The sequence below is a fragment of the Pseudomonas orientalis genome (assembly GCF_022807995.1).
Taxonomy (GTDB): domain Bacteria; phylum Pseudomonadota; class Gammaproteobacteria; order Pseudomonadales; family Pseudomonadaceae; genus Aquipseudomonas; species Aquipseudomonas orientalis_B.
The window spans coordinates 4,120,575-4,132,706 of sequence record NZ_CP094351.1 but is presented as its reverse complement, the minus strand read 5'-3'; the positions used below and the strand labels follow the sequence as shown (position 1 = coordinate 4,132,706).

Below are 12,132 nucleotides of genomic sequence, written 5' to 3'. Positions count from 1 at the left end.
TTCACCGCCCTACGAGGCTGCGTGCATTTTCCTGAGCAAAGGTTTTAATCAGTAAACTGAAGCGCAGGCGGAATTCACCGCTTGCGACCAAAATCGAACGGGATGACATTGGCTCGGTTACCGAGTAATCGTTCCAATTCATCAATGTGCAGAAGCAACATTAACTCTCGTGCAAGTGCATGCTCATAAAGTTCCTTGTAGCCAACAGACTTGGCTTTGGCTGCACGAAGGCGCTGGTTAGCTTCAGATACTTTTCTCGCGCCTGGTGCCTGCTTCTCAGCTTGTTGTTTTGCTGCACTATCGATTGCGGCGTTCAGATTGTCGAATACCGCACGGTTTCGTTTGATTGCGCTTTCGCTTCTGCTTGCTTCAAGAGCAACTGTTTTACGCGATATACGAGTGCCTGGTTTAACAATGAGAGTCTCGCATTTTATCATGCGCTCTAAGGCAGCGTAGTAATCGCGCAACGTGGGCGTATCTTCGTAGTGATACATATCGATCGCTCTTTGTATGAATATGAAATTTGCAAGTGCGCACCAGTAAAAATTGACTTGAGGCAGTGGCTAAAGAACTACTGGCCTCCCCGTTGACCGCTAGCGCACTGCGATGAGCCGGTCACGCATCACCTCAAAGTCTTTAAGGTTTTGCTCTTCTGCCCTGTATTCAACGGTTCCGGGTTTCAACTGCTCCAGATCGTATTTCAGTTCACTAATCGTGGCATTTATCGTAGAAGGAATCACGATGCAGTATTCGCAGCCAGAGCATGAGGTGATGTCGGAATGCGCTCGTTTGTCGCACGGATGGGAGCAAGCACACCCGCCAAAACAATTGGGCTCAAATGACTGGAGCCCCTGTTTTACTCGACGATTAAACTGATCTTGCTTATGGATCCATACGGCCTCGACATTTTGCTGTTGGGCTTTCTTTCCGTGAAAACCACCGAGCACTTCCTTAGTAAGAAGAACGTTGCGGAGATAGAGTGCGTTGTCTGCTTCTGCTTTGGCTTCCATCATTTCCTTAGCCAATTTAGGAAGTTCGAACCCGATAATGTAGTTTTCCGCAGCACAGCCTTTTTGATAATGAACGGACATTGTTTCAGTGAGGTGCTGAAGAAGTCGCTTCAAAGATTGAATGGTGATCAACCCCGACTGCCCCGCGTATACTGCAATAGAACGACGGAATTGGTGCGAATTTATAATCCATGGCTCACCCACGCGAAATTTCTTATCAGCGCGCCAGTTTCGGGTGGAGTCGATGCTTTCTAACTCCATTATGTCTTGCTCAGTAATGTAGACGGGAAGCATTAGGTCCCTATCAAAGGATCGTTGAACGCGATCTTCAGATGGAGCAACCCCGCAACAGGGCAAGAATGTGGGCGACACCATGAGCCACTGTTGCATATCTTTGTTGCTAATATAAGGGCAGATGAAACTGCGAATGGATTCTAGTGCCTCAAATGGCTCTTTAATCGCGCTCACCGTTATCCATTTTAACCGTTCAGGTTCACCTGTTATCTTAGTTGTTACTGTTTTTACGTAAAGCGCATTACCGTTCCATCCTGGCACTTTTTCTATGGAGTCAGGTCTCAGGTTAAGAGCTTCATGGTCACGCATAAGCGTAAACAAATGAATAAGGTTTTTTGCACTACACTGCACTCTTCTGAGGTGTTTTGGCAAGCTACGAACATCACGCCATTTGTATTTTTTTGCCAGCTCGCTCAGCCCATGTTCTGCTACTGCTTGTTCGAAATCAGGATGGTGTGTTCGGCTTGGCCCATATTTAGGACCGGATCGACCATATTGCTTGTTGTTAGAGCAGGCTACGATTAGTTTGTGGAGTCTGAGCTTGTGGTGCTTGTATTCTTTCAGGCACGTTTTGTACTGTGTGTACTTCCTGGCTAATATGCGGCTCGGAATAACTGGCGTCTGATCGGATTCGTTTGAACTGCGATTTGTGCGTGCAATCTCAGTAAGTTGAGAAAGGACGTGAGAATGGATAGTGATACCGTGCATGGCCAAATTGTTATTAGAGATGGTCCGGGCGATGCTTTTTAGGTGTTTTATTTCGGAAGCGGTGCATTTGGAAATATACGACTTCATGAGATCTAATGAGTTGAATAAATCTGTGACAGGTATGTTGCACTGTTCGGCATGGCGCACAATGAGATTAAGTGAGTTGTGCGTGGCGTGCATGCCAGGAAGGCGCACGGGCGCCCCTGTCTTGGTGTGCGGTGAAAACATTTTCGTGACGAACACCGCTTTTACAAAAAAGTTATTCCGATCGGCATGAGGCTCTGAAAGAGATACGTCGAAGTAAAAGTCAGGATTATCAGTCGAAGAATATGCATGAGCCGGAAAACTCCATTTCTTTTGCACAAAATAGCTAGCTATATGCCCCTCTGAGTCGCGAGATACGACCAAATCCGGCCCTATCCGATCAAACGACATTCCTCGGTAGGCATCAGTGTTGTATTGGTGTTTCTGAACGCGATGCTGAGGCGCGGATTTTAATTGAAATAGTTTTTTAGGTGTTGTGGCTTTCATTAAGCTATCCCAAGATTAATCAAGCGCGAATATTGGCGTTCCCAATAATCAGTCAGCTCAAAATTTTCAGTGATATCGAATGACACTTTGGCGATTAACGCTGCGGAATCCGGGCGCGTTGACTTAAGAGTTTCCAATAACAAGTCAATGTGGTCGATTGCTGGTTGATGGATAGCCAAGAACTGCTCCACGTTCTTGCAGTTTTTAATTCGTTGCTTAATAACGAAGCGCATACTTAGTAGTTTTCTGATGTCTTCTTCATTCGAGTGCAACCTGAAATGCAAGCAATAAATGCAGCCTTCGAGTTTTTTACAATCTGGCTCATATCCTTGGGGTACTTTGATTTCTTCCTTGGGGTCGCCCGGTTTATCACATGCACCCGCAGGTATGTCTTCATCAGCGTAATCATCAAGTAGTTGCATCAGACGATTGAGCATCGCAGCTATTTCACTCACAGCCATTGATTCATCGGGAGTGGTATAGTACTTTCTTGTTGCGCCTGGAGTGTTGCTGATCGTTTGAGCGGTTTGCTCAGTCGACTTGCCGGTATTCTGCCAATAAGCCGCTTTGTAAGCTCTAAGTTCTTGTACGCCCAAGCCAGTAAAGTTTTTGTCGTAGTAATGCTTCAGCCGCTGATTAAAGTTAAAAAGTTCGTTTGCCCGAAGCTTAATGATTTCTTCAGGGTCGGAAACAGTCATCCCCAAAAATAAAAACCTTGATTCGCTGCTGCCGAGTATATACTCGCGCAGCTTGACAAACTTATGAAAGTCTTTTGCGAAGATGGATTCGATTTCCACCTCAACGACTCGATTGTCAGCACGAAATTTAATGGTTTTGAAGCCTGCTCTTTTGCTTGAGGTGATTTCGTATTTAGAATCCCAAGGGATATTTCTGACCGGAGCATCATTAAGTCCGGTGTTGGCAAAAAACAATCCAAGAAACGCATCATGACCGAGCTTGGCCAAGCGCATTCTTCTTGCATGCCGAGGGTCCTTATTCGCTGCCTGAAGCAACTCGGCCTGCACTTGATGACCATGCTTGACTCCACTTATAGCGTTAATTGAATAAGTGTAGGCTTCCTCAACAGGTCTCAACCTGCCCTTTTCATAATCCCAATAAAGGTAATCTTTCGGCTTCACCGATTCGGTCAATATAGATTTGGTAGCAAATGGTAGTTCCCCAAGCAATAGCCAAGGTCTGTCAATACCTAATTCTAGCCGAGCAGGGAAATTCTTGAAGCTAAGGAGAAAGTCGGTGATACCATTGAATAGGTAATCACAAACGCTGGTATAGGCCCCCACTGCCTCAGCTGATGGTGGTTGTGTCGGATTTCCTGTAGGTTTTGGGTTGGAAATTAAGGGGACGTCGCGGCGAAAGTCATAATTATCCTCTGAGAAGAACAGTGAGGCGGCGTCATAAGCTCCAGCCTGGTCTCTATTGGCCGTGTAATCAATGATCTGGCCTGCTGCAATTTTGTCCATCAAGATTGCTGTGTATTCGCCATAAGCTTCATGATAGTTTTCCGCTGTGGCGAGGAAGTGCTTGTGTCCATTCTGATCTGACCAATTCGCAAATTTCGCAAAATTCGCGGTATTTACGTAACATGACATTTCACTTAAATTCATGTAGCACTCAGAGGCAATAGCGATGATCCACTCTTGAATTTTAGGACGACGATAATCTACGATAGAACTCGCTTCTACCGGACGTGACTGTTTTCTGATGGCATAAAATCGCGCTGTGTAGCAAAGAGAGCCCACATCGTAGCGTCGCTCATCGGTGAATCGTATCGCTAGATCTTCAATAGGAATCGATCGTATCGCCTGAGCGATGGAGCTTAGGTCGTAATCACGTATGTCTATTTCACGTGTCGTGCGCTCTAGGAGTACCATGTCGTAGCCTTTCGATATCTATGGTTAACCTAATATGATCCTCATACTCCGACTGAGCTGCCGCCCGTTGTTCTTTTGTAGGCTTAAAGCTTGCGTACCGTTTGGTGGTTTCAACCGAAGCATGGTTAAGCCGGTTTCTGAGCGTGTCTAAGGCAGCAAGCTCGCTTACGCTATTCTTCTTCAATCCTTCTAATAGGTTCATGCCGAATGTCGCTCTGAGATCGTGAAATCGGTACTTAAAAAAATTACCAGATTTTTTTAGTATTTTTTCAAGCGTTTCCTTTTGGAATTTTCTAATGGCTGATCCAGATTCAGTGCTGCCGAAGATAGCTTGGTCTTTCTTTCCAACGTAATACGGCCTTCCTGTTTCAGTAAGGAAAATATACTGATCTTCGGTGGTGCCAATGATGGACTTAGCAGCTCGAATTTTATATCGATCTGATTCAAGGTAATCCGCAATCAAAAAATGTACCCATTCCGGAAGGTTTATCCTTTCCTTTTTGTTATGCTTGGTGTCGACCATCGTGTCACCACCTGCATCGAACCCCGCAAGGATCAATCGATCTTCAGCGTCTTTTTTAATGCAGCTATGCCTCATGGTAAAAATAGTCTGCATACGAGGCCCCCCTGTCAATGCGACGATATGTGCGAGCAGCATTTCTTGGTGACCAGACGACGCAAGCGCGTCTATCAGCGCTTCCTGATTTGCATTGCCAATTGGGTAAAGCTTCCCTCCATCCACGACGTACTTGCCACTTGGCAAGTTGTAGTTTTCTTTTACTGTCTTGAAAGTTAAATCCGTACTTTCCACTTCTTTCTGTTGCGAAAAACCATATTTGTCTTCAAATTTGATTCGTATTTTTCTCGTTTTCCACATCTCTTGCTCAGGCTTGAATCCTCGTTCCACATGATGCTTGTAAAAATCTACCATTCTATTTATTTTTCTATTCTCAGTACCCGTGCAATTAGGGTTTTCCATGATTCTTTTTTTAAATATGCTCTTAACGAAGTACGTCGGCCTAGTAGCTTTGGGTCCGCCGAAGTCCCACATGTTCTTGCCTGCATGTGACAGCGCATTCGCGAAGCTACATAAGTCGCCTGCTATCCCGGAGATTGTTGGATGCTGCGCACCATTAAGAGCGCATTCGAGTAAGTAGAGGCTTCCTTCTTTCCAGATGCTACCGTCTGGAGCAAGAATTAGGTGAAATCGAATCAGATCAGATTGAGCAGGAAGCGGCATTACAGGGTAAGGAATGCTGTAAGCGAACTGCGCCCCATAGTCGCTACTCCATTCAGTAGCATTTTCACTTTCCGCAGCCGTGCATTTGCGCCAGAGAACCAGGTTTTTGAGAAGTACTTTTCTGTAGTCGCCATTTGCTGGGGGTTCTATTGTGGAAGACATAACGCCTCGAAGATCGTTTGAATAAAAGAAGTTTGGTGTCTGCGGAATTTGATTTAACTCACTAGTAGGGCAATCCTATTCTCAGGAGTACGGAGTTGGCAAGGATTTTCTTAGTTTGATTTAGTTGTCAGCTTAGTTGACGTTATTTATGTTTTTATTAATTTATATATCGGCTATTTATGAGGCTAAAATACGTGGGGGAATTTTTGCCTCCGCTCCTAACTCTCTGATTTTTAAAACCGTTAAATGTGTTCGACCATGGCTCTTCCCCATAGCCTCTGACTGGCTTGATGGGAAGGGAAGGGAAGGGGGGCTATAAACGAGTGTGAGCTGATAGCCGACTGACCGTATGCTCGCATCAATGTCGCCCGACATGGCGTTGGTGCCCCGCACAAATCGTGCGTTTCATGATTATTTAAAGGCGGGGCGCCTGGCAATGACACGCTAGAACGACATTCCGGGACTCATAGAATTCCGACATGCACGACTCTCTACTTACTGGACCAGTTCATACTGGCTCCTACGTTGATCTGGATAGGTGCGGCGACTTATAGGCCGGTGTCTCGGGTTGTCCGGGCATGGTGAATTATCTCTTCCATAAGGATCATCCACAGCCGATGGTGTCGGATCTGATTCAGCTTGATCCGGTGCAGTGAGTGCCAAACTTAAAAAATGAGACCTCTTTCCCAACTCGAATTTGGCAAAGGTGAGGGCTGAAAGTGCTGGGACTTGGCCAGAGTTGCGGGCGCGTGGCGACTGGCTCGCAGGGAATCCCATCAAAAGACGGGAGCCGAACCAGGATAGGACTTATCCCCGCGTTAGACGACTCCCTGCGGGCTTAGGCAGCCACATTTGATTCCCGTCGTATCGGAAGCGGATGTCAGGGGAACGCAACGCTTCATTCCTCGTCTCCCTGCATCTGTATTCCGCGCAGGGGCGGAGCAATACGACATTCTGTGATCACTGGAGCTTCTTACCTGCTAGCTAGTGCATTTGTAAACGGGGGAGGGAGTGACACTCGGGGGTGTTTTGACTCGCAATTGTCTTTCCTGGCTAGGAATTCGCACACCCACGTACAGTCCTGTTTGCCGATACCAATCCACTCCCTTTCCACCTAGCTGCGATCAGGACTTGATTTGCGTTTACGAGGTCGGGCGCTGTGTGTGCAGGCGGGTGAGAGTCCTTGAGTCGCGTACTAGTATGCGTTTGTTCTGGTCTTTGTGGTGCTGGGGGAACGATGGGGCATGTCACGGCATTGGTTTTCTGGGAGTGTGCCTTGGATGTCTGTCTAGAAACGAGAACTCACAAATCGTTGATTTAGTCTTTCACTCACGAGTAGTTCTGCACCTTGACCGTGTGCAGGGTGATATCCACCACATCGCCGTCGGCGCCGACCTGGGGCATTTCGATCCAGTCACCGACCCGCAGCATGTCGTTGCTGGTCAGTTGCACGCTGGCGACGAACGACAGCAAGGTGTCCTTGTACACCAACAGAATCACCGCCGACATCGCGCCCAGGCCCGACAGCAGCAATAGCGGCGAACGATCGATCAGGGTGGCGACGATGATGATCGCGCCAAACACGAACAGCACCATCTTTGCCAATTGCACATAACCCTTGATCGAGCGGGTGCGCGCATGTTCGGTGCGCGCGTAGATATCCAGCAGCGCGTTGAGCAGGGCACTCATCGCCAGCACCATGAACAGGATGGTGATCGCCAGGGCCACGTTGCCGATGAACAGGAGGGCGGTCTTGCTCAGGTCCGGCACCAGGTACAGGCCGAACTGGATCACCAGGGACGGCGTCATCTGCGCCAGGCGATGGAAGACTTTGTTATGCCGCAGATCGTTAAGCCAATGCAGCGCCGGTTGCCGGCCGAGCAGCTTGACCGCGTGCAGGATGAGGTAACGCGCCACACGCCCCACCACCAAAGCCACCACCAGCAACACCAGCAAGCCGAGGCTGGAATGCAGGACCGGGTGTTCATCGAGGGCGCCCCAAAGGTCTTGGACGTTGAGCCAGAGCTGTTTGATATCCATGGGTTAACCGATTCTTCTGTAAGACGACACGGGCCCGATTAGAGCATTTAAGTGCAACAAAGTTGATGCCAGGGACAAAACCGCTGACAAAAAAGCAGCTGATTAGCACCGTTCGCGTAAAGAAACTCGGTTTGGACGCCCGAAACCGGTAACCTATGCAGCTGATATTTTGTATTTCTTCGAGGTAGCACCCGTGTTTTCCCAATTCGCCCTGCACGAACGCCTGCTCAAAGCCGTGGCCGAGCTTAAATTTGTCGAGCCTACGCCTGTGCAGGCAGCGGCCATTCCGCTCGCGCTCCAGGGGCGTGACCTGCGGGTGACGGCGCAAACCGGTAGCGGCAAAACCGCCGCTTTCGTCCTGCCGGTTCTCAACCGCCTGATTGGCCCGGCCAAGGTGCGCGTCAGCATCAAGACCCTGATCCTGCTGCCGACCCGCGAGCTGGCCCAGCAGACCCTGAAGGAAGTGGAGCGCTTCTCGCAGTTCACCTTCATCAAGTCCGGCATTATTACCGGCGGCGAAGACTTCAAGGTCCAGGCCGCCATGCTGCGCAAGGTTCCGGACATTCTGATCGGCACCCCGGGCCGCATGATCGAGCAACTCAACGCCGGCAACCTCGACCTCAAGGAAGTCGAAGTGCTGGTGCTGGACGAAGCCGACCGCATGCTCGACATGGGTTTTGCCGACGACGTGCAGCGCCTGGTCGCTGAATGCGTGAACCGCCAGCAGACCATGCTGTTCTCCGCCACCACCGGCGGCTCGACCCTGCGCGACATGGTCGCCAAAGTGCTGAACAACCCCGAGCACCTGCAGGTCAACAATGTCAGCGACCTGAACGCAACCACGCGGCAGCAGATCGTCACCGCTGACCACAACGTGCATAAAGAACAGATCCTCAATTGGTTGCTGGCCAACGAGACCTATCAGAAGGCGATCGTGTTCACCAACACCCGCGCCGCGGCCGACCGCATCTACGGCCGGTTGGTGGCGCAGGAATACAAGGCGTTCGTGCTGCACGGCGAAAAGGACCAGAAGGACCGCAAGCTGGCCATCGACCGCCTCAAGGCCGGCGGCGTGAAGATCCTGGTCGCCACCGACGTTGCCGCGCGCGGCCTCGACGTGGACGGCCTGGACATGGTGATCAACTTCGACATGCCGCGCAGTGGCGACGAATACGTGCACCGTATCGGCCGTACCGGGCGCGCCGGCAATGATGGCTTGGCCATCTCGCTGATCTGTCACGGTGACTGGAACCTGATGTCGAGCATCGAGCGCTATCTGAAGCAATCGTTCGAGCGCCGTACCATCAAGGAAGTCAAAGGCACCTACACCGGGCCGAAGAAGGTCAAGGCGTCGGGCAAGGCCGTTGGGGTGAAGAAGAAAAAAGTCGACGCCAAGGGCGACAAGAAGAAAGCCGGCGCCAAGTCGCCGACCAAACGCAAGATCGCCAACCGGCCGAAGACCGACAACCTGTCGCTCGTCAGCAAGGACGGCATGGCCCCGCTCAAGCGCCGCAAGCCGGAAGCGTCGGCTGCCGAGTAAGATGGCTTGATATGAAAAAACCGGACGATGTCCGGTTTTTTTATGGCTTTTAGTTTTTGGCTTTGTCGGCGGCTTCTTTCAATTCCTTGAGCCGGGCGTCGATCAACTGGCATTTATCGGGAAATTCCGCGCTTTCGGTGTCCAGGTCCATTTTCTGCAACTCGTCATTCATCTCTTTGGCTTTGGTCGGGTTCTGCTCAGTGAGTCGGGTCACTTCCCGCGCGAGTTGCTCGCGCTTGGCGGTGGCTTCGTCCGGCGTGCAGGCCCAGGCGGGCACGCTGCTCAGCAGCGTGGCGGCGATGGTCAGGTTGATCAGGGGTTTCATGGGGGACCTCCTTGGCGATTGTGTGCGGTTGAGGGCGCGAACGTCGGGAAAGTTCAGCGAAATGACGCCCGTCGATCAGGCTGAACGGCGGCTGACCCGGCGTGTCACACCTGCAGACGGGCCACTTTTTCGTGGGCCTGCAGGAGGAATCAGGATGACGACTTACAACTGGGATCTGATCGAGCGTCTGCTGCATGAAGTACAAAACGGCGACGGTAGCTTTGCCCCGCGCAAATATGCCGAGCAGGAAGCGGCCGAGAAGGCCACGGCAGGCGAGTCTGTCGGCAATCTGGATGCGCTGAAAAAGGAGGCTGCGGATTACGAAGCACTGCTACTCAAGCGTGGATTTATCGAATCGCGTCCGGAGGAAGAGCGCGGCAATGGCGAGAATTTCATTTTGACCCCGCGAGGTTCAAGCCTGCTTTCCCTGATCGACAGTTCCATTCCAGGTGAACACCATCCACGCCATGTCCTGGACCAACAGGAAGATGCGCTGGACGAAGCGACCTTCGATAGCGTGGCCTCCAAGGCCGCTATTGCCGGCGGCGCCATCTGAAGCCCCGCATAAGGCTGTGGGAAGTGTAGGAGCGAGCTTGCTCGCGAAAAACGTCAACGATAACGCGTGCTTTCTGAATGAACGCGGTGCCTGTGAATTTTTCGCGAGCAAGCTCGCTCCTACAAAAAGCCTTAACTGACTGGCATTTAAATCGAGGCAGCCTTGAGGCACTTGAGGGCCTTGAAGTCGTTACGTACGCCATCGATTTTCTGGGTCAGCTTCATGCGCTGTTGCGCGGTACTCTGCGCCATCAAATCCACAATCAGGCTACGCGCCGCCGCTTCGGTCTGTGCATAGGCAGCCCGGTACTCGGGCGTCCAAAGGCTTTCCCGGTCCACCAGTAACTGCTGCATTTTTTGCGCAAACCCTGGACTGTTGCGCTGCTGCACCGCTTCGCTGAATTGCGCCTGCCAATGGGCACGGTTGCCGATCCACGCGCTGTTCTGATCCCCTAAAGCGGCAGACCAGTCCATCACCCGTTGCTGCTGGCTGGCGCTGAGTGGGCCGATCCAGGCGTCCAGACGCTTGCTCATACGCTCGGCGCGCTCCTTGATCTGTTGGGCCAGCGGCGGCTTGAGGTATTCGTCCTGGCGCTTGCGCAGGTCCTTGGCCAGGGCGTCGTTCATCTCTCTAACCTGCTGATCATCCAGACCTTGCAGCAGTTGCACCGCAGACGGGGTGATTTCACGCGCGATCTCGGCGATTGCCTGTTTGGCTTCGACGGTGCGGGCCTGCAAGGCGGCGTCGGAGACCTGATTGCTGTCGACCATCTGTTGCAGGCGGTCCAGCCAGTCCAGGTAACCCGGCAATTGCGTGGTGCAGTGCCAGGCCAGGTGTTCCTTGAGTGTGTCGTTGAACCAGCTCTTCTGCCCGGCGTTCATGTCCAGGTAGTCGTTGAGGGTCCAGGGGATGATCACGTCAAGATTGCGGTAGGCCAGGCCCACGCGGTTGCAGCCGGCGAGCGCCAGGCTCAGGGTGAGCAATAACACCAGAAGTTTGAGCCGACGCAACATGGGCGGGTCCTTGCACGGATGGGGTTAATGCATGTGAACCTGCGCAGGGTGCGACAGTTCAGCCCATCAATAAAACGACCGGACAGCCTTCAGGGTCAACAGGCCGTCACATTGCGAATTGTGTCCGGAGTAGGCCGAGCAGTCACCGCCGCTGAGGCTGGAGTCGCTGTAGATCAGGTCCAGGTCGACCCCTTTCCAGGCCCGGGAAAGTTGCACCGACCAATCGCTGAAACTGCTGATGGCGCCGTTCTCCACTGAAACCGGTGTGCCCAGTTGATGGGTGGTGTACTTCATGCTGACGCCGATGCCGAAGGGCTGGGTGCCGCCGAGGTCGGCAAACAGCGTGCTGTCCTGGCGGTCCGGGTCGTTACTGAAGGACACGCCGAAACGGTTGCCCAGCAGATTCAGGCCACCATAGAACGCCTGGCTGTCGAGGGGGCTGACCTTGGGGTAGCTGTAGTGGATCAAGCCCACTTCGTAGCCCAGGGTCTGGTCGAAGGGGTGTTTGAAGCCCATGTAGGAATCGACTTCAAGGGTGCTGGGCGAGGACAGCCCCATGTTCGGTGAAAACTGGCCGAAATACAGGCCGCTGTCATGACTCAGGTCCAGCCCGCCATGGAACGCATCGCTGCCGGGGGAGGTTGGTTTGACCAGGCCCTGGGCCATGGTGCGGCTGGGGACGGTACCCAATTTCAGGTCGAAGTCGCCCAATTCGCGCTGGAAGATTTGCGCGTCGGCGAGAGGGCAAGCGGCAAGTGCGCTGACCAGGACAATGCAGGATTTGAGCATGCTTCACTCCATGAAAAGCGAGGAGCAGTGAC

Annotated in this window: 9 protein-coding genes and 1 pseudogene; 2 read left to right on the top strand and 8 right to left on the bottom strand. The window is 51.9% G+C overall.

Annotated elements, in window-relative coordinates:
* Window positions 1-74: 74 nt before the first annotated feature.
* The 5 genes and pseudogenes from MRY17_RS18305 to MRY17_RS18285 all read right to left on the bottom strand — a co-directional run.
* Window positions 75-494 carry a hypothetical protein gene (locus MRY17_RS18305; RefSeq protein ID WP_243352639.1) on the bottom strand — a complete coding sequence of 140 codons (420 nt, stop codon included), beginning with the start codon at window positions 492-494 and terminating at the stop codon, window positions 75-77.
* A gap of 99 nt (window positions 495-593) precedes the next feature.
* Complete coding sequence (locus MRY17_RS18300; protein ID WP_243352638.1) at window positions 594-2,543, bottom strand: hypothetical protein; 1,950 nt, start codon at window positions 2,541-2,543, stop codon at window positions 594-596.
* On the bottom strand, window positions 2,543-4,435 hold the full coding sequence (locus MRY17_RS18295) for a hypothetical protein (protein ID WP_243352637.1): 1,893 nt from the start codon (window positions 4,433-4,435) through the stop codon (window positions 2,543-2,545). Before MRY17_RS18295 ends, MRY17_RS18300 begins: the two co-directional genes overlap by 1 nt.
* Window positions 4,407-5,837, bottom strand: a complete 1,431-nt coding sequence (locus MRY17_RS18290; RefSeq protein ID WP_243352636.1) for a site-specific integrase — start codon at window positions 5,835-5,837, stop codon at window positions 4,407-4,409. Before MRY17_RS18290 ends, MRY17_RS18295 begins: the two co-directional genes overlap by 29 nt.
* 1,335 nt (window positions 5,838-7,172) lie before the next feature.
* Window positions 7,173-7,877, bottom strand: a pseudogene (locus MRY17_RS18285) (mechanosensitive ion channel domain-containing protein); the annotation flags it as partial.
* 193 nt (window positions 7,878-8,070) lie between these two features.
* Here MRY17_RS18285 and MRY17_RS18280 point away from each other — a divergent pair.
* Entirely contained in the window at window positions 8,071-9,417 is a 1,347-nt protein-coding gene (locus tag MRY17_RS18280) for a DEAD/DEAH box helicase (protein ID WP_243352635.1), read from the top strand.
* Window positions 9,418-9,466: 49 nt separating this feature from the next.
* Here MRY17_RS18280 and MRY17_RS18275 read toward each other — a convergent pair whose 3' ends face one another.
* Complete coding sequence (locus MRY17_RS18275) at window positions 9,467-9,742, bottom strand: hypothetical protein (RefSeq protein ID WP_243352634.1); 276 nt, start codon at window positions 9,740-9,742, stop codon at window positions 9,467-9,469.
* A 154-nt stretch (window positions 9,743-9,896) separates the two neighbouring features.
* Between MRY17_RS18275 and MRY17_RS18270 the strand changes: the two genes are divergently transcribed.
* Window positions 9,897-10,298: a transcriptional regulator gene (locus tag MRY17_RS18270; RefSeq protein ID WP_243352633.1), complete on the top strand. Its 402-nt coding sequence runs from the start codon at window positions 9,897-9,899 to the stop codon at window positions 10,296-10,298.
* 146 nt (window positions 10,299-10,444) lie between these two features.
* On the opposite strand, the gene MRY17_RS18265 is transcribed toward MRY17_RS18270, so the two are convergent.
* Window positions 10,445-11,311, bottom strand: coding sequence for a DUF6279 family lipoprotein (locus MRY17_RS18265; protein WP_191952165.1), 867 nt, complete (start codon window positions 11,309-11,311; stop codon window positions 10,445-10,447).
* Between the two features lie 66 nt (window positions 11,312-11,377).
* Entirely contained in the window at window positions 11,378-12,100 is a 723-nt protein-coding gene (locus MRY17_RS18260) for a TorF family putative porin (RefSeq protein ID WP_191952164.1), read from the bottom strand.
* Window positions 12,101-12,132 lie beyond the last annotated feature (32 nt).